The 23,429-nt window shown below is 69.3% G+C and carries 22 protein-coding genes, 1 tRNA gene and 1 pseudogene; 13 read left to right on the forward strand and 11 right to left on the reverse strand.

Annotated elements, in window-relative coordinates:
* Positions 1–170: 170 nt before the first annotated feature.
* The gene (locus ACWIGU_RS05800; RefSeq protein ID WP_454397808.1) at positions 171–896 is read right to left on the reverse strand and encodes a class I SAM-dependent methyltransferase; all 726 of its coding nucleotides are present in this window, start codon (positions 894–896) and stop codon (positions 171–173) included.
* Between the two features lie 141 nt (positions 897–1,037).
* On the opposite strand from ACWIGU_RS05800, the gene ACWIGU_RS05805 reads away from it, so the two are divergent.
* Positions 1,038–1,463 (forward strand): hypothetical protein, encoded by a 426-nt coding sequence (locus tag ACWIGU_RS05805; RefSeq protein ID WP_454397810.1) that lies wholly within the window; start codon positions 1,038–1,040, stop codon positions 1,461–1,463.
* Between the two features lie 134 nt (positions 1,464–1,597).
* Here the strand turns inward: ACWIGU_RS05805 and ACWIGU_RS05810 are convergent, their stop codons facing one another.
* Positions 1,598–1,963 (reverse strand): hypothetical protein, encoded by a 366-nt coding sequence (locus tag ACWIGU_RS05810; protein WP_454397812.1) that lies wholly within the window; start codon positions 1,961–1,963, stop codon positions 1,598–1,600.
* Between ACWIGU_RS05810 and ACWIGU_RS05815 the strand changes: the two genes are divergently transcribed.
* From ACWIGU_RS05815 to ACWIGU_RS05830, 4 genes are all read left to right on the forward strand, one after another.
* The gene (locus ACWIGU_RS05815) at positions 1,910–2,209 is read left to right on the forward strand and encodes an acetate--CoA ligase family protein (RefSeq protein ID WP_454397814.1); all 300 of its coding nucleotides are present in this window, start codon (positions 1,910–1,912) and stop codon (positions 2,207–2,209) included. The genes ACWIGU_RS05810 and ACWIGU_RS05815 overlap by 54 nt on opposite strands.
* Positions 2,210–2,347: 138 nt before the next feature.
* Positions 2,348–4,360: a phosphocholine-specific phospholipase C gene (locus ACWIGU_RS05820; protein ID WP_454397816.1), complete on the forward strand. Its 2,013-nt coding sequence runs from the start codon at positions 2,348–2,350 to the stop codon at positions 4,358–4,360.
* Positions 4,361–4,670: 310 nt separating this feature from the next.
* Positions 4,671–6,707 (forward strand): amino acid permease, encoded by a 2,037-nt coding sequence (locus ACWIGU_RS05825; protein WP_454398603.1) that lies wholly within the window; start codon positions 4,671–4,673, stop codon positions 6,705–6,707.
* 111 nt (positions 6,708–6,818) lie between these two features.
* Complete coding sequence (locus ACWIGU_RS05830) at positions 6,819–7,295, forward strand: F0F1 ATP synthase subunit B family protein (RefSeq protein ID WP_454397818.1); 477 nt, start codon at positions 6,819–6,821, stop codon at positions 7,293–7,295.
* Positions 7,296–7,377: 82 nt separating this feature from the next.
* On the opposite strand, the gene ACWIGU_RS05835 is transcribed toward ACWIGU_RS05830, so the two are convergent.
* A tRNA-Met gene (locus tag ACWIGU_RS05835) sits at positions 7,378–7,451 on the reverse strand.
* An 83-nt stretch (positions 7,452–7,534) separates the two neighbouring features.
* Positions 7,535–8,899 (reverse strand): FAD-dependent oxidoreductase, encoded by a 1,365-nt coding sequence (locus tag ACWIGU_RS05840; protein ID WP_454397820.1) that lies wholly within the window; start codon positions 8,897–8,899, stop codon positions 7,535–7,537.
* 125 nt (positions 8,900–9,024) lie between these two features.
* Between ACWIGU_RS05840 and ACWIGU_RS05845 the strand changes: the two genes are divergently transcribed.
* The gene (locus tag ACWIGU_RS05845; protein ID WP_454397822.1) at positions 9,025–9,255 is read left to right on the forward strand and encodes an alpha/beta fold hydrolase; all 231 of its coding nucleotides are present in this window, start codon (positions 9,025–9,027) and stop codon (positions 9,253–9,255) included.
* Between the two features lie 46 nt (positions 9,256–9,301).
* Here ACWIGU_RS05845 and ACWIGU_RS05850 read toward each other — a convergent pair whose 3' ends face one another.
* Complete coding sequence (locus ACWIGU_RS05850) at positions 9,302–9,691, reverse strand: hypothetical protein (RefSeq protein WP_454397824.1); 390 nt, start codon at positions 9,689–9,691, stop codon at positions 9,302–9,304.
* A gap of 141 nt (positions 9,692–9,832) precedes the next feature.
* Positions 9,833–10,288 carry a MarR family winged helix-turn-helix transcriptional regulator gene (locus ACWIGU_RS05855; protein ID WP_454397826.1) on the reverse strand — a complete coding sequence of 152 codons (456 nt, stop codon included), beginning with the start codon at positions 10,286–10,288 and terminating at the stop codon, positions 9,833–9,835.
* A 205-nt stretch (positions 10,289–10,493) separates the two neighbouring features.
* On the opposite strand from ACWIGU_RS05855, the gene ACWIGU_RS05860 reads away from it, so the two are divergent.
* The 6 genes from ACWIGU_RS05860 (at position 10,494) to ACWIGU_RS05885 (ending at position 16,018) form a co-directional block, all read left to right on the forward strand.
* Positions 10,494–11,942, forward strand: coding sequence for an MFS transporter (locus ACWIGU_RS05860; protein ID WP_454397828.1), 1,449 nt, complete (start codon positions 10,494–10,496; stop codon positions 11,940–11,942).
* A gap of 156 nt (positions 11,943–12,098) precedes the next feature.
* Positions 12,099–12,869 (forward strand): SDR family NAD(P)-dependent oxidoreductase, encoded by a 771-nt coding sequence (locus ACWIGU_RS05865; RefSeq protein WP_454397830.1) that lies wholly within the window; start codon positions 12,099–12,101, stop codon positions 12,867–12,869.
* A 197-nt stretch (positions 12,870–13,066) separates the two neighbouring features.
* Positions 13,067–13,627 carry a pyridoxamine 5'-phosphate oxidase family protein gene (locus ACWIGU_RS05870; RefSeq protein ID WP_454397832.1) on the forward strand — a complete coding sequence of 187 codons (561 nt, stop codon included), beginning with the start codon at positions 13,067–13,069 and terminating at the stop codon, positions 13,625–13,627.
* A gap of 101 nt (positions 13,628–13,728) precedes the next feature.
* The gene (locus ACWIGU_RS05875) at positions 13,729–14,622 is read left to right on the forward strand and encodes an RNA polymerase sigma factor SigF (RefSeq protein WP_454397834.1); all 894 of its coding nucleotides are present in this window, start codon (positions 13,729–13,731) and stop codon (positions 14,620–14,622) included.
* Positions 14,623–14,892: 270 nt separating this feature from the next.
* Positions 14,893–15,513 (forward strand): alpha/beta fold hydrolase, encoded by a 621-nt coding sequence (locus ACWIGU_RS05880; RefSeq protein ID WP_454398605.1) that lies wholly within the window; start codon positions 14,893–14,895, stop codon positions 15,511–15,513.
* A 145-nt stretch (positions 15,514–15,658) separates the two neighbouring features.
* Positions 15,659–16,018, forward strand: a complete 360-nt coding sequence (locus ACWIGU_RS05885) for a hypothetical protein (RefSeq protein ID WP_454397836.1) — start codon at positions 15,659–15,661, stop codon at positions 16,016–16,018.
* Between the two features lie 47 nt (positions 16,019–16,065).
* On the opposite strand, the pseudogene ACWIGU_RS05890 reads toward ACWIGU_RS05885, so the two are convergent.
* Positions 16,066–16,297, reverse strand: a pseudogene (locus ACWIGU_RS05890) (substrate-binding domain-containing protein); the annotation flags it as partial.
* A gap of 237 nt (positions 16,298–16,534) precedes the next feature.
* Between ACWIGU_RS05890 and ACWIGU_RS05895 the strand changes: the two are divergent.
* Entirely contained in the window at positions 16,535–18,343 is a 1,809-nt protein-coding gene (locus tag ACWIGU_RS05895) for a coagulation factor 5/8 type domain-containing protein (RefSeq protein WP_454397838.1), read from the forward strand.
* Between the two features lie 49 nt (positions 18,344–18,392).
* Here the strand turns inward: ACWIGU_RS05895 and ACWIGU_RS05900 are convergent, their stop codons facing one another.
* From ACWIGU_RS05900 to ACWIGU_RS05915, 4 genes are all read right to left on the reverse strand, one after another.
* Complete coding sequence (locus ACWIGU_RS05900) at positions 18,393–20,000, reverse strand: molybdopterin-dependent oxidoreductase (RefSeq protein ID WP_454398606.1); 1,608 nt, start codon at positions 19,998–20,000, stop codon at positions 18,393–18,395.
* A gap of 129 nt (positions 20,001–20,129) precedes the next feature.
* Positions 20,130–21,503, reverse strand: a complete 1,374-nt coding sequence (locus ACWIGU_RS05905) for a GH1 family beta-glucosidase (RefSeq protein WP_454397840.1) — start codon at positions 21,501–21,503, stop codon at positions 20,130–20,132.
* A gap of 47 nt (positions 21,504–21,550) precedes the next feature.
* A complete protein-coding gene (locus tag ACWIGU_RS05910) occupies positions 21,551–22,390 on the reverse strand; it encodes a carbohydrate ABC transporter permease (protein ID WP_405485349.1) in 840 nt (279 codons plus the stop codon).
* A 34-nt stretch (positions 22,391–22,424) separates the two neighbouring features.
* Positions 22,425–23,420, reverse strand: a complete 996-nt coding sequence (locus ACWIGU_RS05915; protein ID WP_454397842.1) for a carbohydrate ABC transporter permease — start codon at positions 23,418–23,420, stop codon at positions 22,425–22,427.
* Positions 23,421–23,429 lie beyond the last annotated feature (9 nt).

A 23,429-nucleotide genomic window follows, 5' to 3' on the forward strand; every position in this document is an offset into this window, starting at 1 on the left:
CCCACCGTGCAGGGCAACCACTCGCCGTTCTTCGCACCGGTGGCGGATCCCGCTCTGCGTAACGGGGTCACGCATCTGCTCGACGCCGCCGCGGAGTGGCTCGACTCGGTGTGAATCTGGCGCCGAGACCGGCTCAGGCGCCCGTGAGCCGTGAGGGCATGCGGTGGCCCCTACGGACGCCGTGCCACAAAGACGAACTCCCTGCCGGGACGGTCAGCGGCGTCACGAACCTCGTCGACCACGAATCCGCGCTCAGCCAACTGACTCTCGATTTCCGGCCGTTCGCGGAACCTCAACGTGGAATCGGACGTCAGCACGTCACCGTCCTCGGAGAATACGTACGTCCCGCGAAAGGTCACCAGGGGCCCGCTCACGTCCGTCACCTCGACCCAGTTCTCGACCACACCGACTCCCGGGATCCGCGTCTTCGCGTACGACTCCTCGCGATTCCACTCCTCCCAGGCGCGCCTGGCCGGGTCCCGGGTCTCGAACACCAGGCGCCCGCCGGGCCGCAGTGCCTCGTACGCCCCTTGCAGCGTCCGCTGCCAGACGGCCGGATCGACGATGGCCTGCGCGACGTTCGCCGTCATGGTCGCCAGATCCGTCCGCAGGGGCGGGAGCGCTGTCGCGTCACCGCAGATCCAGCGCACCCGCTCGCTGCCGGGCTTGCCCCGGGCCACATCGACGGACGCCCGCGCGGGGTCGACCCCCACGACGTCGATCCCCCGATCGGCCAGCAGCAGCGCGAACACTCCCGTCCCACAGCCGATGTCCAGCACGTGACGAGCTCCGAACTCCTCCGCCATACCCACGTAGGCGTCGAGATCGCTGCGGTCAGGATCGAGTGCGTCATATACCGCGGCGAGCCGTGGATGCTCAAAACCCTCATCTGCCATGCGGCCGAAGGTACCTTGCGCGATCCGTGAACCCCCGGTCGCTTCCGGCCAGTTCCCATCGACACAACCGCGGCCCGCCCTCATGCGTCCAACCACGGAACGCCGGCAGGAGCCGGCAGCGGGAGAACGGGGACGCGGGCCATGGGGAAATACACGGTCGACCAGCACATCACGCGGTTCTTCTGGCTTCCGCGCGGCACGGAACGGCATCGACCCATGTCGTACGCACGCCTGACAGGGATCTGGCTGGCATCGATCGCCGTCGGGACGGCGGTCACCGCGGCCGGCTGGTACGAGGAGTACGGCGGCGCCGACATCATGACGGTGATCGTCGTTCTGAACGTCATCGACGACATCGTCACGGGCGTGCGGCACCGTTGGCCGGCCGCACTCGCGGCAGTGGCCCTCCTGTACGGCGGGAGCCGGCTCGCCGAAGCCCTTCTGTCCGACTCCCTCGACCCGGCGTGGGCCACGACCATCGCCGCCGCCGTCGGCGTCACACTCGCCCTCGCGGCAACGGCCGCCATCACCCGGCTCCCGCAACGGCCGTCAGTGACGTCCTCGTGAGTCACAAGCCGCATGGCGCCCCCGGTTCGCCCCGGGTCCTGCTGCGGTCAGCCTCGAGTGGCCTGGACGGGCCGCGGGAGACACCACGGTCCCGCACTCTGGGAGTGCGGGGCCGTGCAGTGCTCAGGAGCCGGTCAGGCGGTGACGGAGTACCACCGCGAGCAGATGGCCTCGCCCTTCACCACGCAGACGCGCATGTTGAAGGTGTGGCCCTCCGGAAGGTTCTGGGTCTTGCAGTGGACGGCCGGAGCGGTGTCGTGATTGGTGTCAGCCGAGAGACCGACGGCGAGTTCGGCGCGGATGTAGTAGCCCTCGCCCGTGCCGTCCCCGGCACACACGGTGTCGCCCTTCCGGGTGTCGGTCGGGTCCTTGTACCACTTGCCGTCGCCGGCGAACTCGCCGTTGATCCGTCGTTCGGCCCGGTCGTCGTGGTCGGCGCCGGCGGAGTGCAGGCCGAGCTCACCCAGGATCTCGCCCTTGAGCTGGCCCCCTGCTCCCACGGCACCGCGCGCGAGATGATCCGCGGGCTCCGGTCGTGGCCACTCCTGTCCGGCTGGCGCGGCAAACGGCCGGTGGATGTCGACGCGCTGGCGGCGGTCGTCGTCGCCGTCTCCGAACTGATCGCCGACCGTGGCGACATCGGCGAGATCGAGCTCAACCCGGTCCGCGTCTCACCGGAAGGAGCCCTCGCGGTCGACGCCCTCGTCATAGCGGCACCGGCGCCCGGTAACCCTTCCACTCCTTGACCTCGTCCGGCCGGCGACCACCGGCCGGAACCCGGTGTTCACAAACTCGACCACGTAGAGGTCTAGACCCAGACCATTAAATGTCGGCACTCTTGCGCCCGTTGTGTCAGGACGTAAGCGTGAGACGAGGGTGAACCGATGACACCGATCAGCCGCAGGGGTTTTGTCGCGCTGGGCGCCGGGATCGCGGCCGGCGCCGCGCTGCCCGCCACCAGGGCGGGCGCAGCCGCCACGGGCACCGTCAAGGACGTCGAGCACGTGGTCATCCTCATGCAGGAGAACCGCAGCTTCGACCACTACTTCGGCCGCCTCAAGGGCGTTCGCGGTTTCGGCGACCGCAGCGGCATCACGCTCTCCGGCGGTCAGCCCGTGTTCAACCAGCCGAACGGGCTGGGCCGCCAGTACCCGTGGAAACTCAGCTCCACCCCGGCCGCGGGCGGCGTGGACGGCGAGACGCTCGCCCAGTGCAACGGCGACCTGCCGCACAGCTGGTCCTCCCAGCACTCCGCGTGGAACAAGGGCCGGCTCGACCACTGGGTCGCCGGTGTCGGCAACGTCCGCAGCCTCGGCTACCTGGACCGCGACGACATACCGTTCCACTACGCGCTGGCCGACAACTACACCATCTGTGACGCCTACTTCAGCTCCACTCTCAGCGCCACCGGACCCAACCGCACCTACCTGTGGAGCGGCAAGGTCGACGGCTCCAGCTACGACGGCGGCGACGAGTCGGGGCTGACCTGGGAGACGTACGCCGAGGCCCTCCAGCGGGCCGGCGTGAGCTGGAAGGTCTACCAGAATGCCAATGACAACTACGGCGACAACGGTCTCGCGTACTTCTCGAAGTTCGCCGCCGCCAAGCCCGGCGACCCGCTGCACGACCGCGGCATGGGCTCCGTCCCCGCGGTGACCGGTTCCACGCCCGACGACATCGCCGCCGCGATCAAGGCGGACGCGCTGGCCGGCAAGCTCCCCCAGGTCTCCTGGGTCGTCGCCAACCAGGCGTTCTCCGAGCACCCGTATGCCCCGCCCGGCGACGGAGCCCACTTCGTGGACCTGGTCTACCGCGCCCTGGCGGCCTCCCCCGAGGTCTTCGACTCGACCGTCCTCTTCCTCAACTACGACGAGAACGACGGCTTCTTCGACCACGTACCGCCGCCGTCGCCGCCCGCCGGTACGGTCGGCGAGTTCCTCGACGGAACCCCCTTCGGTCTCGGCTTCCGCGTGCCGATGGTCGTCATGTCTCCCTGGACCAGGGGCGGCTGGGTCTCGTCGGAGGTCTTCGACCACACGTCCGTGCTGCGGTTCCTGGAGACCTGGACGACCGCCCTCGGCACCCCGGCGACCTGTCCCAACATCAGCGCGTGGCGCCGCAAGGTGACCGGCGACCTGACCGGCGTGTTCGACTTCGCCAGGCCCGTGTACGGCATGCCGTCCGGCCTGCCCGCCACCAAGGTCATCGGGTACGACACCTGCGGCCCGCTGCCCAACCCCGCGCCGCAGACGAACGCCCTGCCCACGCAGGAGGCCGGCACCCGCCCCGCGCGTGCCCTTCCCTACCAGCCGAACGGAAACCTCGACCGCTTCGAGTTCGGCGCCAGCGGCAAGATCCTCGCGTGGTTCTCGATGGCGAACCAGGGCTCCCCGGCACGCAGCGCCGCCCACCTCTCCATCCACCCGAACGCCTACCGCGACACCACGCCGTGGCAGTACACCCTCGACGCGGGCGGCGTGGCCACGGACTTCTTCAACATCGGCGCGGGGTACGGGTCGGGCGCGTACGACATCACGATGGCCGGGCCGAACCGCTTCCTGCGCCGCTTCAAGGGCGACGCCACGAAGGCGGGCAAGGCGATCGAGGTCGCAGCCCGGTACGCCGTCGAGTCCGGCACCGGCAAGATGGCCGTCTGGTTCAAGCTGACCAACTCCGGTACCGCGTCGGCCCAGTTCACCATCACGTCGAACAACTACCGCTCGGACGGCCCGTGGAACTACACGGTCCCCGCCGGTGGCTCGACGGAAGACTTCTTCAACGCCGTGGCGAACCAGAAGGGCTGGTACGACTTCACGATCACTTCCAGCACCGACACGACGTGGTCCCGCCGCTACACGGGCCACATCGAGACCGGCTCGGCGTCCGTCAGCGGCTGATCCCCGGCCGCGCCCGCGGCGACCGGTCGGCCCGGGCTCCGGGCCGACCGGTCAGCGACTGAAACCGATCGTTCTCGACCGTTTCTCGCGAGGCGGTACGGCCGGGAGCAGCCGCACGGCAGGACAGGCCCGTGGTAGGCAACCTCCCCGTGATACCGACCCTGCGCGACCGGGCCGGGCCGTCCTCCTCGCCCACGGGACCGGGCCGGTCACCCCCGGACCGTAGGACCATTTGTGTACCCCGACCCGCCGACACGTCCGCAGGCTCGAACGGCGGCACGGTCCGCCATACGCTCACGCAGTGTTCAACATGCCCGCTCTGGTCAAACGCCTGGTGATCGGCCGTGCCAAGCGCAGCGAGGAACTGGGCGAGACTCTGCTGCCCAAGCGCCTCGCCCTGCCGATCTTCGCCTCCGACCCGCTCTCGTCGGTGGCGTACGCGACCCAGGAGATCCTGCTCGTCCTCACCGTGGGCGGACTCGCCTATCTGCACTTCACCCCTTGGATCGCCGGGGCAGTGGTGGCACTGATGACGGTGGTCGTGCTCTCGTACCGCCAGGTCGTGTACGCGTATCCGAGCGGCGGCGGCTCCTACGAGGTCGCGTCCACCAATCTGGGGCCGTCGGCGGGCCTGGTGGTCGCCGCCTCGCTGCTGGTCGACTACGTGATGACGGTGGCGGTGTCCGTCGCCTCCGGCGTGGACAACATCATCTCGGCGCTCCCGGGGCTGAACGACTACCGCGTCCTGCTGGCCGTCGGCTTCGTCGCCCTTCTCACCGCGATGAACCTGCGCGGCGTCCGCGAGTCCGGCCACGCCTTCGCCGCACCCACGTACCTCTTCATCGGCGGCGTACTGATCATGGTGATCACCGGGCTGATCCGGTACGCCCTGGGGGACGCGCCGGTCGCCGAGACCGCCGCGTACGGCATCACTCCACAGAAGCCCGACGCACATCTCGCGGGCCTGGCCCTGGTGATGCTCGTCCTGCGCGCCTTCTCCTCGGGGTGTACGGCGCTGACCGGCGTGGAGGCGATCTCCAACGGCGTACCGGCCTTCCGCAAACCCAAGTCGAAGAACGCCGCCGTCACGTTGGTGGCCATGGGGGTCATCGCCATCGCCATGTTCGTCGGTGTCACGAGCCTCGCGCTGATCTCCAAGGTGCACGTCACGAACGACGCGTGCCGGCTGACGGGACTCGACGGGGACTGCGGGAGCTACACGCAGCGCACGGTCATCGCGCAGGTGGCGGCGGCCGTGTTCGGCGGGGAGCACAGCGTCGGCTTCTACTTCATCCAGGCTGCCACCGCTCTGGTCCTGATCCTGGCCGCGAACACCGCGTTCAACGGTTTCCCGATGCTGGCCTCGATCCTCGCCAAGGACCGTTTCCTGCCGCACCAGTTGCACAACCGGGGCGACCGGCTGGCCTTCTCCAACGGCATCCTCGCGCTGGCCGTCGTCGCCGCCGCACTGCTCTGGGGCTTCAAGGCCAACGTCACCAGCCTCATCCACCTCTACATCCTCGGTGTCTTCACCTCGTTCACCCTGTCCCAGCTGGGCATGGTGCGGCACTGGAACCAGGAGCTGGCCACCGAGCACGATCCCGCGGTGCGCCGCCGCCACCATTCCACGCGGGTCATCAATGCCCTCGGCGCATGCGTCACCGGCCTCGTCCTGGTGATCGTGCTCGTCACGAAGTTCACCGAGGGCGCCTGGCTGGCCGTTCTCGCCGCTACGGTGCTGTGGCTGATGATGCGCGGCATCCGCCGCCACTACGACGCGACGTCCGCGGAACTGGCCGTCGAGGACCCGCACGCCGAACTCGTCTCCCCCTCAAGGGTGTTGGCGATCGTCCTGGTCTCCAGGCTGCACAAGCCCACGATGCGCGCCCTGGCCTACGCGCGAGCCTCCCACCCCGACCAGTTGGAGGCGTTGACGGTGTCGGTCGACCGCGACGAAGTCGCTGCCTTGCGCGAAAGCTGGGACGAGTACGGCATCGACGTACCGCTGAAGGTCATCGACTCCCCGTACCGCGAGGTGACGCGGCCCGTCGTCGAGTACGTGCGCGCCATCCGCCGGGACAGCCCCCGCGACATCATCGCCGTCTTCATCCCCGAGTACGTGGTCGGCCGCTGGTGGGAGAACCTGCTCCACAATCAGTCCGCGCTCTGGCTCAAAAGCCGCCTTCTGTTCACGCCCGGGGTGATGGTGACGAGCGTTCCCTGGCAGCTCACCTCGTCGGCGCACGCCAACCGCCCGGTCCGCCGCGCGCCCGGCTCCGTGCGCCGGGGCGAACCACAGCGCCCGAGGGCCGGCGCGGGCCGTTCGCGCGGCGCCGGGCACGGCTGACAAGCCGATGACGGCGTCGGTCCCGGTGCCGCGACGCAGACGGACGACATCCCGCCAATTCTGGCGCGAATGAGCGTTGGGCGTGTGCGAATGAGCGTGTAGGCAGAAGTCATGTATCTTCTGCCGACAAAATTTGGACCGCTCAACGCCAAGATCGAAGTCCTGGCAGTCGCCCTTGTCCTTTTCGCAGTCGTCTTCCTCTGGTTCAAGCGCTTCCTGCCCCGCATCAACCAGGCGCTGGCCGAGCGCGCCGACCGTACGGAAGGGGCCCTGGAGCGCGCCGAGGCGATCCGTGCGGAAGCCTCCGCCGAGCACGCCGGCGCCCAGGCTGTGCTCGCCGAGGCCCGTCGCGATGCCGCCAGGGTCACCCAGGCGGCGCGCGAGGAGGGTGCGGCGCTGATCGCCGCCGCCCGCGAGGACGGAATGCGCGAACGCGAGGCGATACTCGCCGACGGACAGGCCCGTATCGAGGCCGAACGCACCGCGGCGGAGGCCGAACTGCGCCTCACCGTCCCCGAACTGGCCGCCGACCTGGCGAGCCGCATCATCGGCGAACGCGTCCCGGCGGCGGCGCCCTCGAACCCCTGACCCCGCTCGCCGCGGCGGCGCCACAGTGGCCGTAAGAACGAACCAGGGCCCGGATCCATTGGATCCGGGCCCTGGTCGGCAGTAGCGGGGACAGGATTTGAACCTGCGACCTCTGGGTTATGAGCCCAGCGAGCTACCGAGCTGCTCCACCCCGCGTCGGTAGACACCACCGTACGCCATGGGAGCAGCTGCTCCTGACCACCACCTGCCAGGACGGCAGGCACCGCTACCGCCAGGGGCTACGCGCCGCTCGCCTTGAGCATGTCCTCACGCTCGACGATCTTCACGCGCTCACGGCCTTCCGGCTCGCCCAGCGCCTTCTCCGCGGCGTCAAGGCGGTACCACCCGTCCCACGTCGTGTAGCGCACGTTCCGCTCGTCGAGGAACGCGTCCACCGCCGCCGGGTCGGGCGAGGAAGGAGTGCTCAGACGGCCGTTCTCGCGGTCGTCCAGGAGGCTGGCGACCGTCTCGTTGGCGTCGCCCTTGGTGTGGCCGATCAGGCCCACGGGACCGCGCCGGATCCAGCCCGTGACGTACGTCGACCGAAGGTGCTCGCCGGACTCCTCGATCACCCGGCCGCCCTTGTCCGGAACGGTGCCCGAGGCCAGGTCCCACGGCAGCTTGGGGAGTTCGTCGGACAGGTAGCCCACGGCGCGGTAGACGGACCTGACGTCCCAGTCCTTGAACTCGCCGGTTCCCTTGACGTTGCCGGTGCCGTCGAGAGCGGTCCGCTCGGTGCGCAGGCCGGTGACTTCGCCGTTCTCGCCGAGGATCTCGGTCGGGGACTCGAAGAAGTGCAGGAACAGCTTGTGCGGCCGGGTGCCGACGTCGCGAATGGCCCAGTTCTCCAGCGTCTTGGCGACCATGTCGGCCTGCTTGTTGCCGCGCCGGGTCGCGATCGAGCCGTCGTCGTAGTCGATGTCCTCGGGGTCGACGATGACCTCGATGTTCGGGGAGTGGTCGAGCTCCCGCAGCTCCATCGGGCTGAACTTCGCCTGCGCCGGACCACGGCGGCCGAAGACGTGGACCTCCAGGGCCTTGTTCGCCTTGAGGCCGTCGTAGACGTTCGGCGGGATCTCGGTCGGCAGCAGCTCGTCCGCCGTCTTGGCCAGGATGCGGGCCACGTCGAGCGCGACGTTGCCGACACCCAGGACCGCGACCTTCTCCGCCTCGAGCGGCCAGGTCCGCGGCACGTCCGGGTGACCGTCGTACCAGGAGACGAAGTCGGCCGCACCGTACGAGCCGTCGAGGCCGATGCCCGGTATGTCGAGCGCGCGGTCGGCCGTCGCGCCCGTGGAGAAGATCACCGCGTCGTAGAACGAGCGCAGGTCGTCCAGGCTGATGTCGCCCGGGTAGTCCACGTTGCCGAACAGGCGGATCTGCGGCTTGTCGAGGACCTGGTGCAGGGCCGTGATGATGCCCTTGATCCGCGGGTGGTCCGGGGCGACGCCGTACCGGATCAGACCGAACGGCGCAGGCATCCGCTCGAAGACGTCGATGGACACACCGGGGTCTTCGGCCACCGCGGATTTCAGCAGCGCGTCAGCGGCGTAGATACCGGCAGGACCGGCTCCCACAACGGCTACCCGCAGAGGGCGAGGCATGATCAGGTTCCCTTCGTGGCATGGGCACTCGACGGGAAGCCTAAACTAAGGCAAACCTTAGTTAGTAGTCGGGTCGGACCTATGGACCCATAAGGTCGCCTTATGGGTCTTCACAGGTGGCCCTTATGGGTCGCCGCAGGCAGCTGCCCACGAACCGCGCCGCCCTGGCGCGCTTCACGTCACCGGTGTTCTTGCTCGCCGGTGAGGTCCACCTCGGGCCGCCCCCGCGGGCCGTGGCCGAGTTCGCCCAGCTGTTCCCGCACGCCGAGCTCGTCGTCCAGCCCGGAGCCGGACACTGCCCCCGGCTGGACGACGCGGACTGGTTCGTTACTGCCACGGCGGGCTTCTTGGGGTAGGTGAAAGGTGCGTGGGGGCACCCTCGGCGCCGCGAGCAGCTGAACGTCAGTTGTCGGAGTAGCTGAAGTCGCCCACCGTCCAGGCGCTCACGTCCTGGATCGCGACGCGGTACATGCCGCCCGTCTCGGGGATGCCGACGGTGCCCTGGAGGATCCGGGCCACATGGAAGTGCAGATGGGTGGGTGCGGGGCCGTCGACCGTCTCGCCCCGCTTACGTTCATCGGGCTTCCCGTCGGTGGTGAAGATCTCCGAGAAGGAGCCGAGGCGGTCCGAGTCCGTCAGGACCTCCGAGACGCGTTGCCTCCACACGGCCTCGGGGGCGAGGCGTCCGGTGATCACAGCGCCGCTGGTGACCACAGTCAGGGACATCTGATTGCTCTGCCCGGACTCCACCATGACGGCGATGTCGACGAGCAGTTCGTCAGGGTTCGACATGAGAGCGGATTCTAACGGCAGACGTCTCCCCGGTCGCCCCCGACGCCCCACTTCCCCAGGGAGCGCGGACTCAGCGGCTCGAGCTCACCTGCTCGGCCTCACGCGCGCCGGCTCATCTTCTCCGGCCCGCCGGCGCACATCTCACGGCCGGGGCCACGGCCGGCCGCCCAGTCGCTCGATGTCCATGTTGAAGCGCCTCAGGTAGGTGGTGAAGGCCGCGATGTCCTCGTCCGCCCAGTCGCTCATGACGCGGTCCAGGCTGCCCACGATGTGATCGCGCTCCTCGTCGAGGACGGCCGCACCCTTGTCCGTGATGCGGAACTTGCGGGCCATGCCGCCGTCGGGATCAGGGATGCGCTCCACCAGCCCGGCGCGCATCACGGCGGCGGTCTGCCGGTTCAGGGTGGAGGCGTCGAGCCCGAAGGCGTCGCTGAGCTCACCGATGGACATGGGCCCCTGCACGCGAATGCGGCTCAGCAGGATGTAGGCGCTGCGCTCAAGGGTGCCGTTCTCGGGGCGCCCGCCTTTGTGGTGCACGAGTCCGTGCCGACTGAGCAGCATCTGCTCGTACTCGAGGTCATACGTGGGCCTGGCCATGCGTCCGCCGCCTCCTGCTGTCGTTCTCCGCGGCGTCGCACCGCGCGTCCGTGCACACCCCCGCGCCCATCGTCGCACAGTCAAGTGTAGTCACCACACAATGTGCGGTCTACATTAGATGTGTACGATGCACATTGCTCCGCCACGGTATCCCGGTCGAAGCCCCGCAGATTCCCGAATCCCGCAACACACAAGGAGTCCCCTGATGGACGCCCCCCAGCCGACGGCCCGCGCCGGCGGCGTGGTCGCCACTCTGGCCTTCGCCGGCACCACCGCCGCGATCATGCAGACCCTGGTCACGCCGCTCATCGCGGAGCTGCCCAAGATCCTTCACACCACCTCGTCGAACGCCGCCTGGGTCATCACCGTGACGCTGCTGGTGGGAGCCGTATGCGTGCCGGTCACCGGTCGTCTCGGCGACCTGGTCGGCAAGCGCCGCATGCTGCTCGCGTGCTCGGTCCCGCTCATGGCGGGTTCCGTGGTGTGTGCGCTGTCGTCGTCCGTAGTGCCGATGATCGTCGGCCGTGGCCTGCAGGGCATGGGGATGGGGATGGTGCCGCTGGGCATCGCCCTCCTGCGGGACGTGGTGGCGAAGGAGAAGCTCAGCTCCTCGATCGCCCTGGTCAGCGCGTCCATGGGCATCGGCGGCGGCCTCGGCCTGCCCATCGCCGCCGCGGTGGCCCAGTACGCCAACTGGCGTGTCCTGTTCTGGGGTTCGGCCGTGCTTGCCGTACTGATCGCCGCGCTCATCTGGTTCCTCATCCCCGACGTCCCGGCGAGCGCCAAGGGCCAGCGCTTCGACGCACCCGGCGCGCTCGGCCTCGGCGTCGGCCTGGTCTGCCTCCTCCTCGCGGTGTCCAAGGGTGCGGAGTGGGGCTGGGGCTCGGCGACGACACTCGTACTCTTCGCCGCGGCCGTCCTCGTACTGCTCGGCTGGGGCTGGTGGGAGACGCGTACCCGGGACCCGCTGATCGACCTGCGCACCACCGCCCGGCCCCGCGTGCTGTTCACGAACGTCGCCTCGGTCTTCGTCGGCTTCGGGATGTACGCGAGCATGCTCGTGATCCCGCAGCTGCTGCAGTTCCCCGAGGCCACCGGGTACGGCCTGGGGCAGTCGATGCTCGCGGCGGGCCTGTGGATGGCGCCCGGCGGCATCATGATGATGATCGTCTCCCCGCTCGGCGGGAAGCTCACCGATGCCCGAGGCCCGAAGTTCACGCTCATCTGCGGTGTCCTGGTGATCGCCGCCGGATACGGTCTGTCGCTCGTGCTGATGGGGTCCGGCCTGGGGCTCATGGTGGTGTGCATGGTCATCAACAGCGGTGTCGGTCTCGCCTACGGTTCCATGCCGGCGCTCATCATGAGCTCGGTGCCGCTGTCGGAGACAGCCGCCGCCAACGGCTTCAACACGCTCATGCGCTCCCTCGGCACCTCGGTCGGCGCCGCGGTGATCGGCGTGATCCTTTCCCAGATGACGACCACCATGGGCGGCTACAGCTTCAGCTCCGAGGCCGGTTTCCGTACGGCGCTGATGGTCGGCGGAGGCGTCGCCCTCGTGGCCGCGCTGATCGCGGCGGTCATCCCGGCCGTACGCGCCACGCCCGTCGAAACCGGCACCGAACCGGCCGCCGCCCCTGCGGAGGTCAAGGCGTAGGCCGGGGCACCCCCTGCGGAAACTGGACTTGCGGGTCCAATTTCATCGGCGCACAGTCGGTCTTGCGGTCCGGATCAACGGACCGCCGGGGCGGGTCGGGGCGGTGTTCCCGACCGGCTCGGTGAGCGGGAATACCGAGACTGAGGAGAGCCGGCCATGAGTGGACGACTGCAGGACAAGACCGCACTCGTCACTGGGTCAACCAGCAACATCGGAAAGGCGATCGCCGAGGCGTTCGCCGCCGAGGGGGCCCACGTCGTCGTATCGGGGCGCAGTCGGGAGCGCGGCCGGCACGTGGTCGAGGACATCCGTGCGGCCGGCGGGCGGGCCGACTTCGTCGAGGCCGACCTCGACGGCAGCGCGGACGCCTCCCGCCGCCTCGCCGAGCAGGCCCGTGCGGTGCTGGGCGGGCGCCTCGACATTCTGGTCAACAACGCGGGCATCTACCCGCCCGGGACCACCACCACGACGGACGAGAAGACCTTCGACCAGGTCTACGCGGTGAACGTGAAGGCGCCGTTCTTCCTGACCGCGACGGTCGCCCCCGACATGGCGCGCGACGGTGGCGGAGTCATCATCAATCTCGGCTCGTGGATCGCGCGGCTGGGTATTCCTGTGGGGTCGGTGTACAGCTCCACCAAGGGAGCCGTGGAGACGCTCACGCGCGCGTGGGCGGCGGAGTTCGGTCCGCAGGGGGTGCGGGTGAACGCGATCTCGCCCGGCGTGATCGTCTCCCGGGCGACCGAGGGCGGCGAACCGCATCCGGGCGAAATCATGATGAAGGGCACGCCGTTCGGCGCGGTCGGAACGCCCGGCGCCATCGCGCACGCCGCGGTCTGGCTGGCCTCGGACGAGTCGGCGTTCGTTCACGGCACGGTCGTGGACGTCGACGGAGGCCGGGTCGGCGCCGCCGTGATCGCCGCATGACCCCGGCCGCGCCTGTTCATGGCGGAACCGTCGCGTCCGGGCAACGTCCATGGCCTAGCGTGGCCCCACAGTTCGAGTGGGCGCCACGCTCGCTCGTTGCCCACCCCCGGCGATTGCGACGTGATCACTGCATGCACCTCCGCCCCAGCACCCCCCGCCCCGCGCCTTCCCAGGGTGAACGCGCCCTGCAGGCCCACATGGGGACGAGCGAGCGCGCCGACGACTTCTACGACCGTCAGGTCCGGCCGAGCCTGACACCGGCCATGAATGAGTTCATCGCCCGGCAGACCATGGTGTTCCTGTCCACGGCGGACGCACGTGGCCACTGCGATACCAGCTTCCGGGCGGGCCCACCAGGGTTCGTCGCCGTTCTCGACGACCTCCACCTGGCCTACCCGGAGTACCGGGGCAACGGAGTCATGGCCAGCGCGGGCAACATCACCGAGAACCCCCATATGGGCCTGCTCTTCATCGACTTCACCCATGACCACATAGGGCTGCATGTGAACGGATCGGCCCAACTGATGGCCGATCGTGAGCTACGGGCCATCTGCCCCACTGCGCCGAGGGATTCGGCCCCGGGGCGACAGGCCGAGATGTGGATATACATCACCGTCCAGGAGGCCTACGTCCACTGCTCCAAGCACATTCCCCACCTGGAACCCGCGCACCAGCCGAACCGAAGAACCCCTGGGCGACCCAAGGACGGCGACTACTTCACCGAGCAGACGACCCACGCCTACCTGGGAAAGAGCTAGGTCAAGTCCCGGTCGGTCCACGCCGCTTCCCGCCGCGGCAGGCATAGCCGGAGCAGACGGGGGCACACGCTCTGCACGGGACCGACACGAAAGGCAGGGACATGACGGCAACTTCGGTGCACCCTCATGAAGAGGCGCGGGCGCAGGCCACGACGGCGCACATCGCCGACGCGACCACCGGCGCGGGTGAGCTTCCGTGGGTCGAAGACGCCGGCAAGGTCGCACCCATGGACGCACGTGATCTCTCCATGGTGTTCTTCGAGCAGCTCCAGGTACTCGAAGAGGGAACTGCGCAATTCCAGTACGCCCGTAACACGCTCATCGAGATGAACCTGTCCCTGGTCCAGTTCGCGGCGTCCCGCTTCCGCCACCGTGGCAGTGGCGAGATGGAGGACATCGTGCAGGTCGGGACCATCGGCCTGATCAAGGCGATCGACCGGTTCGACCTGTCCCGCGAGGTCCAGTTCACCTCCTTCGCAGTCCCCTACATCGTCGGCGAGATCAAGCGTTTCTTCCGCGACACCAGCTGGGCCGTCCATGTGCCGCGCCGCCTCCAGGAGTTGCGCGTCGACCTGGCCAAGGGCAAGGACGAGCTGTCCACGGTCCTGGACCACGAGCCGACGCCCAAGGAGCTCGCCGAGCACCTGGAGCTCAGCGAGGACGAGGTCATCGAGGGCATGGTCGCCTCGAACGGCTACACCGCGGGCTCCATCGACATGCCGAGCGATCCCGCCGAGCTCCAGACCGACGCGTCGAGGACGTTCGCCGACGTACTCGGCGAGCCGGATCCGGCCATCGAGACGGTGGAGGACCTCCACACGCTGGCGCCGCTCCTGGAACAGCTCGACGGCCGCGAGCGCCGCATCCTCGAGATGCGGTTCGGCCAGGAGATGACCCAGTCGGAGATCGGCGCCGAGATCGGCGTGTCCCAGATGCACGTCTCCCGGCTCCTGACCCGCACCCTCACGAAGCTCAGAACAGGCATGTTCGCCTGACAGAGAGGGCCTCCACCATCAAGGTCGACCACGCGAAGGCGGAGGCGAAGGTGTCCCCGCCGATCGGCACGGACGCCGTGCTGCCCGCCGCCGGCAAACGCCCCCTCGCACCCGTCCGTTCGGGCCGCGCTACGAATTCGTCATGATGGCCCCGCAGCGCCGAGCCGCGTGGCCGGAGCACGACGAAGGGGAGACAGCGTGCTCGTTTGGGACGACGATCCGCGATCGGCACTCGTGGCGCCTCCTGCCGTCGAACCGCCGCGGGCCGCGGTGCTCCTCTTGCACGGTGGCCGCTCGGAGGGGACGGAAGCGGTGTCGAGGTTGAGTCTCGCGGGTGCGCGCATGCGCCCGTTCGCCCGGGCCGTCGAGCGGGCCTGCGAGGGCCAGGGGCTTTTGGTGGGGAGTGTCCGCTATCGCTGCCGGGGCTGGAACGGTGAACGCGAGGACCCGCTCCGGGACGCGCTGCGGGCGCTGGACGAACTGGCCGTACGCGCCGGGGATGTGCCGACGGTGCTGGTCGGTCATTCCATGGGCGGACGTGCCGCGCTCCGCGCTGCCGGGCATCGGCTCGTCCAGGACGTGGTGGGACTCGCTCCGTGGTGTCCCGAGGGTGAGCCGGTGACGCAGCTCCGCGGCCGACGCGTAGTGCTGCTCCACGGCGACCGGGACCGCACGACGGACCCCGCGGCCTCCGTCGACTACGCCGACCGGGCCTCGGCCGCGGGCGCGGAGGCCTGCACGCTGCTGATGCCGGGCGGCGATCACGCGATGCTGCGGCGGGCCGGTTCCTGGCACCGGCAGACCGGCCGGATCGTGAGCGGTCTGCTGGGGTTCGCGCCGCTCCCCACCGTCGTCGCCGACCGTCTCGCCCTCAACGGCCGTACGCCGTAAGCGTGCTGGACCGTACGGCCGGAAGAGCACGTTCCGCCGAACGGACGACAGTGAATCCTTTCGGCTTCTGTCGACGGCTTGACGGGCGGGCCCATGGGCGAAGCTGCCATGGACCGTCCCCAAGCACCGAATGATGAGGCTGTCCATGCGCCGTCGCTCCACCGTTGCCGCTTCCCTCGCCGCGTTCGCTCTCGCGCTGACCCTGCCGGCCTCCGCCCAGGCCGCCACCGGCGACTTCTCCTACAAGATCGTCGGGCTCGACGGCCGGACGCAGTCGGTCACCCTCCACGAGCTGCCGAGCCGCCAGTGCGTCACCCTCCCCGAGGTCGCGGACCCGAGCTCCTCCGAGCCCGCGTTCGCCCCGCACAACGACACGGACGAGTGGGCCCTTGTCTTCACCGGGCCCGACTGCGAAGGGGACTCCTGGACGCTGCGCCCGCACGGCCGGCAGGCCACCGACTACCTCAAGCTGCGCTCGGTGTTCCTCACCCCGGCAGGCGACTGACCGGTGGCGCGGGGGAGAGGGCGCGCGTCCCTCTCCCCCGTCAGGTTCTACGCCGACTGCCTGAGCACCAGTTCGGGCTCGAAGGTCAGTGACGTGGGCTCGGTCCGTGTGCCCTCCGATGTGCTCCTGGAGGAGTCGGGCCATCGCCCTCGCCATTTCCTCCACCGGCCGGCGAACGGTGGTCAGTTGCGGCTTGCAGGTGACGGCCACGCTCGAGTCGTCGAAGCCGACGACGGCGACGTCCTCGGGTACTCGTCTCTCCTGTTTCCGCAGGATCTGTCGGAGTACTGCGGCAGTGGCGCGAGACAGTCAACGCCTCTTCTTTCAGAGGGTGTTGGGCCACCAGGAACACCGAGGCGTCGCGGCTTCAGTCCCAACTGGGCCACGCCCGCCACTAATTTCGGCGATTCTGGATTTAAGTCTTGACGCATCGTTCACGCAGATGAAGCATTCGACCGCAAGAGAGCGCTCCCACCCCCCTCATTCGTTCACTTTCTGAACTAGGAGAGTCGCCCTATGCTCACACCCCCCACGGACGGTTCGCCCAGAGCCGGTTCACCCGGCGAAGGTTCCCCCTCGCGCCGCACGGTCCTAGGCGTGATGGCGGCGACCGCGGCCACCGCTCCCGGCCTCCTCGCACTCGGGTCGCCCGCCTCCGCCGCGCCCGCCGCAGACCCCCTGCCCGGCGGCGGTGACCTGGGCCCGAACGTGATCGTCTTCGACCCCTCCACAGCGGGCATCCAGGCCAAGCTGGACGAGATCTTCCGACAGCAGGAGTCCGCGCAGTTCGGCTCCGGTCGTTACGCGTTCCTGTTCAAGCCCGGCACGTACAACGGGCTCAACGCCCAGCTCGGCTTCTACACCTCGATCGCCGGCCTCGGCCTCTCCCCCGACGACACCTCGATCAACGGCGATGTCACGGTCGACGCCGGCTGGTTCAACGGCAACGCCACACAGAACTTCTGGCGCTCCGCCGAGAACCTCGCCCTCACCCCCGTCAACGGCACCAACCGCTGGGCCGTCGCACAGGCCGCGCCGTTCCGCCGCATGCACGTGAGGGGCGGCCTCAACCTCGCCCCCGACGGCTACGGCTGGGCCAGCGGCGGCTACATCGCCGACAGCCGCATCGACGGCACCGTCGGGCCGTACTCGCAGCAGCAGTGGTACACCCGCGACAGTTCCGTCGGAGGTTGGATCAACGCCGTGTGGAACATGGTGTTCTCCGGCGTCGAGGGCGCCCCCGCCCAGAGCTTCCCGGACCCGCCGTACACCACGCTCACCACGACCCCGGTCTCCCGCGAGAAGCCCTTCCTGTACCTCGACGGCGCCGACTACAAGGTCTTCCTGCCCGAGAAGCGCACCGACGCGCGCGGCACCACGTGGGGCAGCGGCACGCCTCGGGGCACCTCGCTCGCGCTCACGCAGTTCTACGTGGCGAAGCCCGGTGTCACCGCCGCCACTCTCAACGCGGCGCTCGACCAGGGTCTCAACCTCCTGCTCACGCCCGGGATCTACCACCTCGACGCGGCGATAGAGGTGAAGCGCGCCAACGCCGTGGTCCTCGGCCTCGGCTACGCCACTCTCATCCCGGACAACGGCGTCACGGCGGTGAAGGCCGCCGACGTCGACGGTGTGCGCCTGGCCGGATTCCTGATCGACGCGGGCGCGGTCAACTCGCAGACGCTGCTGGAAGTCGGGCCTTCCGGAGCGTCCGCCGACCACTCCGCCAACCCCATCACCGTCCAGGACGTCTTCGTACGGATCGGCGGCGCGGGCCCCGGAAAGGCCACCACCAGCATCGTCGTCAACAGCCGGCACACGATCATCGACCACACGTGGGTCTGGCGCGCCGACCACGGTGACGGCGTCGGCTGGGAGACCAACCGCGCCGACTACGGCGTGCGCGTCAACGGCGACGACGTGCTGGCCACCGGCCTGTTCGTCGAGCACTTCAACAAGTACGACGTGTACTGGGCCGGCCAGCGCGGCCGCACGATCTTCTTCCAGAACGAGAAGGCGTACGACGCCCCGAACCAGGCCGCTGTCCAGGACGGCAACGTCAAGGGCTTCGCCGCGTACAAGGTCGCCGACTCCGTGACCACGCACGAGGGGTGGGGACTCGGCAGCTACTGCAACTACACGGCGGACAACACCATCCGCCAGGACCACGGCTTCGCGGCGCCCAACACGTCGGGGGTGAAGTTCCACGACCTGCTCGTCGTGTCCCTGGGTGGCCAGGGCCAGTACGAGCACGTCATCAACGACATCGGCGCCGCCACGTCCGGCACGTCCACGGTGCCCTCGACCGTGGTCTCGTACCCCTGACCCAACCGGTGCGGGGCGACGGACCACGGCCCGTCGCCCCGCACCGCCGTCAGCCGATCTCCACCTGGATCGAGTGGTAGCCACTCGCCCCGTTCGGTACGGGGTCGGCGCGCTGCGCCGTCTGTGTCCGGCCCGTGCCGTCGGTCGCGCGGACCATGAGGCGGTGTCCTCCGGAGGTCGCCTGCCACGGGTAGGACCACTGGCGCCAGGTGTCGCGGGTGTCCTCCGCCGCGAGGGTCGCCCGTTCCCACGGCCCGTCGTCGACGCGGACCTCGACCTTCTCGATCCCGCGATGCTGCGCCCAGGCCACGCCCGCGACCATGACCGTGCCGGCCTTGCGGCTCGCGAAGGGCTTGGGGGTGTCGATGCGGGACTCCGTCTTGATGGGCGCCTGCTGGGCCCAGCTCCGCTTCACCCAGTACGCGTCGTAGTCGGCGAAGGTGGTGAGCTCGATGTCCTCGATCCACTTGCAGGCCGACACGTAGCCGTACAGACCCGGGACGAGCATGCGCACGGGAAAGCCGTGGGCGAACGGCAGAGGCCGGCCGTTCATCCCCAGGGCCAGCATCGAGTCGCGCCCGTCCATGATGTCCTCGACGGGGCTGCCGATCGTCATGCCGTCGACGGAGCGGGCGACCAGCTGGTCCGCGGGGCCGCCCTTCGACGGGGGCCTGACGCCGTGCTCGGCGAGCACGTCGGCGAGGCGTACGCCGATCCAGCGGGCGTTGCCGACCAGGGTGCCGCCGACCTCGTTCGATACGCAGGTGAGGGTGATGGCGCGCTCGATGAGCGGCCTGCGCAGCAGGTCGTCGAAGGTCAGGGTGACGGGGCGGGTGACGCCCTTGCCGTGGATCCGCAGCCGCCATTTCATGGCGTCCACCATGGGCACCACCAGCGCGGTGTCGACCCGGTAGAAGTCCTTGTTCGGTGTGGTGAACGCGCCGATGCCGGGGATCGCCAACTGGGCACCCGCCGGGGTGGGTTTGCCCGGTGACGCCGGAACGGGCAGCTTGACGCCGTTGCGTGAGCCCACGGCGTTCTCGTCCTGCGTGCCGCGCGAGGCCCGGGCCAGCAGTCCGGCGGCGGTGGAGACGACGGCGGCGGTCGTCGCGAGTGTGATGAACCCTCGCCGGTCCCATCCGGGTTCGGTGCTGCCCTCGGGCGGCTCCTCGGTCAGCGTGGTCCGCGCCCGGCCGGTGAGCGCGTACAGGAGCCAGGCGCCCACCAGTGCGCCGACGACGGACGGCACGGCGTCGGCCATGCTCGTCGAGTCGGGGCGTGTGGTGGCCGCGAGCGCGCCGATCACGCCGAAGATCAGGACGCCGGCCGATCCGGCGCGGCGGTGGCGGGTGGCGACGAGGCCCAGGACCACCGCGAGGAGGGCCAGCACGGCGACGATTCCGAGCTGCAGAACGAGCTTGTCGCTCGTGCCGAAATTCCGGATCGCCCAGTCCTTGACGGCGGTCGGCGTGCGGTCGATCGCCGCGCCTCCCACCGCCACCACAGGGCTCGCCTGGGGACGGGTGACGGCCGCCGCCAGTTCGGCGGCGGCCAGGGCCGCGTAACAGGCCAGCAGTCCGCTCAGCGCGCCGAGGAGTGCGCGCCGCCGAACGGCGCGCCGCCCCCAGGAATTCCGGTTCTCGCCCGCTCCAGAAATGGGGAAACCTTCCTCGCGGCCTGTGCGCCGCACCCTCGAGCTTCGTCAGCCCGACCATGCTGTAGGCGATACCGCACGCATTCAAGCGGACATGCGTGAGCGTACGGGCGCAAAAGCCGCGGGAACGCGTCAGGCCGCGTTGCCCCTGAGTCCCCTCCCCTGCCGGTGCCTGCGGACGATGTCCGCGTAGCGGTGGCCGCTGCCCTTGATGGTGCGTCGCTGCGTCTTGTAGTCGACGTGAACGAGGCCGAAGCGCTTGTCGTAGCCGTAGGCCCACTCGAAGTTGTCCAGGAGGGACCAGGCGTAGTACCCGGCGAGCGGTGCTCCCTTGCGGGCGGCGGAGGCGCAGGCCGCGAGGTGGTCTTCCAGGTACTCGACGCGTCCGGGGTCGTCGACGGAGCCGTCGGGCCGCACGACGTCCGGGAAGGCGGAGCCGTTCTCGGTGACGTAGAGCTTGCGGGCGCCGTACTCGTGGGTGAGGCGCAGGAGCAGGGTCTCGATGCCGCTCGCGTCGATCTCCCAGTCCATGCCGGTGCGCGGGACGCCGAGGCGGCGCACCTCGCGGGCGTGCGGGGCGGGGCCTGTGGGGTCGTCGGCGACGACGGCCGGCATGTAGTAGTTCAGCCCGAGCCAGTCGAGCGGGGCGGCGATGGTCTCCAAGTCACCAGGCTGTTCAGGGAGTTCGACCCCGTAGACGTCGCGCATGTCCGCGGGGAAGCCGCGGCCGTGGACGGGGTCGAGCCACCAGCGGTTGGTGTGGCCGTCCATGCGGTGGGCCGCCGCGACGTCCTCGGGCCGGTCGGTGGCGGCCTGGACGGTGGAGAGGTTGTTGACGATGCCGATGCGCGCGTCGGGTGCCGCGCCGCGGATCGCCTGGGTGGCGAGGCCGTGGCCGAGCAGCAGGTGGTAGGAGGCGCGGACGGCGGCCGTGAGGTCGGTGACGCCGGGGGCCATGCGGCCTTCGAGGTGGCCGATCCAGGCCGAACACAGCGGTTCGTTGAGGGTGGCCCACTGGGTGACGCGGTCGCCGAAGCGTTCGGCGACGACGGTGGCGTAGTCGGCAAAGCGCTTCGCCGTGTCGCGCTCGGGCCAGCCGCCCCGGTCCTGGAGGGTCTGCGGGAGGTCCCAGTGGTAGAGGGTGACGGACGGCTCGATGCCGGCTTCGAGGAGGCCGTCGATCAACTGATCGTAGAAGTCGAGGCCCTTGGCGTTGACGGGGCCGTCGCCGCCGGGCACGATCCGCGGCCACGCCAGCGAGAGCCGGTAGGCGTTGGTGCCGAGCTGCTTCATCAGCGCGATGTCCTCGCGCCAGCGGTGGTAGTGGTCGCAGGCCACGTCCCCGTGGTCGTCGTTGTCCACCTTGCCGGGGGTGTGCGAGAAGGTGTCCCAGATCGAGGGTGCGCGGCCGTCCTCGGCGACGGCTCCCTCGATCTGGTAGGCGGAGGTGGCCGTGCCCCAGGCGAAGTCCTGCGGGAGAGCGGCGAAGTCGATGGGCTTGGACACGGACGTCCTTTCGGGCGAGGGGTCGGCGGCACGGTCCGGTGTACTGCTCACTTCACCGCCCCGGCGGTCAGACCGGCGACGAGGTAGCGCTGGAGCAGCAGGAATCCGGCGACCACGGGGATGCTCACGACGAGTGAGGCGGCCATGATCTGGTTCCAGTACACGTCGTTCTGGGTGGAGTAGTTCTGGAGGCCGACGGCGAGGGTGCGGGTGGCGTCGGTCGTCAGGACGGACGCGAAGAGCACCTCTCCCCAGGCGGTCATGAAGGCGTACACGGCGACCGCGACGATGCCGGGGATCGCCGCCGGGACGACGACGCGGAAGAGCGCCTTGAGGGGTCCGCAGCCGTCCACCATCGCGGCCTCGTCCAGGTCCCTGGGGACCGATTCGAAGTACCCGATGAGCATCCAGATCGAGAAGGGCAGGGAGAACGTGAGATAGGTGAGGATCAGTCCGCCGCGTGAGCCGAACAGGGCGATCCCGGTGGACTGGCCGATGTTGACGTAGATGAGGAACAGCGGCAGCAGGAAGAGGATGCCGGGGAACATCTGTGTCGACAGGACCGTCACCGTGAAGACGCGCTTGCCGCGGAACTGGTAGCGGCTGACCGCGTAGGCGGCGAAGACGGCGATCACGACGGAGCAGACCGTCGCCGCGCCGGCCACGATCAGCGAGTTCCAGAAGTACTTCGCCAGCGGGACGGTCTTCCAGATGTCGAAGTAGGGCTGGACGGTGAGCCCGCTGGGCATCCAGCGGAACTTGCCCGACACGTCCTCCAGCGGTTTGAGCGAGCTGGAGATCATGACGTAGACGGGCAGCAGGACGAAGCCCGTGAGCAGGGTCAGGAAGATCCGGCGGGACCAGATGAAGGAGCGCGGGGACGCCATCGGCGAGCGCGGAGCGCCGCGGGGGGCGGTGGGGCTAGCCACGGGAGACCTTCCTCCCTCGTGAGGTGAGCACGAGGTAGATCCCCGTCACCAGGAGCAGGAACAGCAGCAGGAGTACGGACATGGCCGCGCCGGTGCCGAAGTTCCAGGTGGCGAAGGACGACTGGTAGATGTGCACGGAGATGAGGTCGGCCGCCTCGGGCGCCGCCCGCCCGAACAGCACGAACGGTGTGTTGAAGTCGTTGAACGTCCACAGGAACAGGACGAGTACGAGCACCTGGTTGACCGGGCGCAGCGAGGGAAGGGTGATGCGCCGGATCCGCTGCCAGATGCCCGCGCCGTCCATGGCGGCGGCCTCGTAGAGCTCCTTGGGGATGTTCTGGAGCCCGGCCATGACGATCAGGAACGCGAACGGCCAGCCCTTCCAGACCGAGACGGTCAGCAGTGCGAAGAAACTGTTGTCGCCGATGAGCCAGAAGGGATGCCCGTCGGCGAGTCCGAGCTGGTCGTGGAGTACGTGGTTGACCAGGCCGTTGTCCCTTTGGAACATGAACGCCCAGGTGATCACGGCCGCGTAGACGGGCAGCGCGTAGGGCACCAGGAACAGGGTCCGCAGGAAGCCGCGGCCGGTGAACGTCTCCTGCATGAAGACGGCCGCCGCCGTGCCGAGGAGCCAGCACAGGCCGACCGACATGAGCGTGAAGACGCAGGTGATCCAGAACGAGTGGAGCAGGGCCTTTCCGACGGGTTGATTGAAGTCGACGGCCAGGTCGAAGTTGCCGAGGCCGGCCCAGGGAGCGGCGCCCCAGTCCCGCAGGTAGAGCTGGGTCAGTTCCTTGAACGCCATGAAGAACCCGATGGCGATCGGCAGCAGGTGGACGAGGATCTCGAGCAGCAGCGCGGGGAGCAACAGCAGGTACGGAAGTCCCAGGCGGCGGATGCGCCCGGGGCGGCGCGGCCTGCGCGTCGCCCCGGGGGTGTCCTCACGCACCGCCGGATCCCCCTTCGGGGAGTTCACGATGGTGGTCATGGGCACATC

This window comes from Streptomyces sp. NPDC055400, assembly GCF_053644375.1.

What these genes read in the sequence shown, in the direction of transcription:
- ACWIGU_RS05870 (WP_454397832.1), top strand. Translation starts at nt 13,067, where the DNA reads ATGGGGACGAGCGAGCGCGCCGACGACTTCTACGACCGTCAGGTCCGG.
- ACWIGU_RS05875 (WP_454397834.1), top strand. Translation starts at nt 13,729, where the DNA reads ATGACGGCAACTTCGGTGCACCCTCATGAAGAGGCGCGGGCGCAGGCC.
- ACWIGU_RS05840 (WP_454397820.1), bottom strand. Translation starts at nt 8,899, where the DNA reads ATGCCTCGCCCTCTGCGGGTAGCCGTTGTGGGAGCCGGTCCTGCCGGT.
- ACWIGU_RS05800 (WP_454397808.1), bottom strand. Translation starts at nt 896, where the DNA reads ATGGCAGATGAGGGTTTTGAGCATCCACGGCTCGCCGCGGTATATGAC.
- ACWIGU_RS05855 (WP_454397826.1), bottom strand. Translation starts at nt 10,288, where the DNA reads ATGGCCAGGCCCACGTATGACCTCGAGTACGAGCAGATGCTGCTCAGT.
- ACWIGU_RS05825 (WP_454398603.1), top strand. Translation starts at nt 4,671, where the DNA reads ATGCCCGCTCTGGTCAAACGCCTGGTGATCGGCCGTGCCAAGCGCAGC.
- ACWIGU_RS05830 (WP_454397818.1), top strand. Translation starts at nt 6,819, where the DNA reads ATGTATCTTCTGCCGACAAAATTTGGACCGCTCAACGCCAAGATCGAA.
- ACWIGU_RS05910 (WP_405485349.1), bottom strand. Translation starts at nt 22,390, where the DNA reads ATGGCGTCCCCGCGCTCCTTCATCTGGTCCCGCCGGATCTTCCTGACC.
- ACWIGU_RS05865 (WP_454397830.1), top strand. Translation starts at nt 12,099, where the DNA reads ATGAGTGGACGACTGCAGGACAAGACCGCACTCGTCACTGGGTCAACC.
- ACWIGU_RS05850 (WP_454397824.1), bottom strand. Translation starts at nt 9,691, where the DNA reads ATGTCGAACCCTGACGAACTGCTCGTCGACATCGCCGTCATGGTGGAG.
- ACWIGU_RS05845 (WP_454397822.1), top strand. Translation starts at nt 9,025, where the DNA reads ATGGGTCGCCGCAGGCAGCTGCCCACGAACCGCGCCGCCCTGGCGCGC.
- ACWIGU_RS05805 (WP_454397810.1), top strand. Translation starts at nt 1,038, where the DNA reads ATGGGGAAATACACGGTCGACCAGCACATCACGCGGTTCTTCTGGCTT.
- ACWIGU_RS05915 (WP_454397842.1), bottom strand. Translation starts at nt 23,420, where the DNA reads ATGACCACCATCGTGAACTCCCCGAAGGGGGATCCGGCGGTGCGTGAG.
- ACWIGU_RS05885 (WP_454397836.1), top strand. Translation starts at nt 15,659, where the DNA reads ATGCGCCGTCGCTCCACCGTTGCCGCTTCCCTCGCCGCGTTCGCTCTC.
- ACWIGU_RS05895 (WP_454397838.1), top strand. Translation starts at nt 16,535, where the DNA reads ATGCTCACACCCCCCACGGACGGTTCGCCCAGAGCCGGTTCACCCGGC.
- ACWIGU_RS05860 (WP_454397828.1), top strand. Translation starts at nt 10,494, where the DNA reads ATGGACGCCCCCCAGCCGACGGCCCGCGCCGGCGGCGTGGTCGCCACT.
- ACWIGU_RS05820 (WP_454397816.1), top strand. Translation starts at nt 2,348, where the DNA reads ATGACACCGATCAGCCGCAGGGGTTTTGTCGCGCTGGGCGCCGGGATC.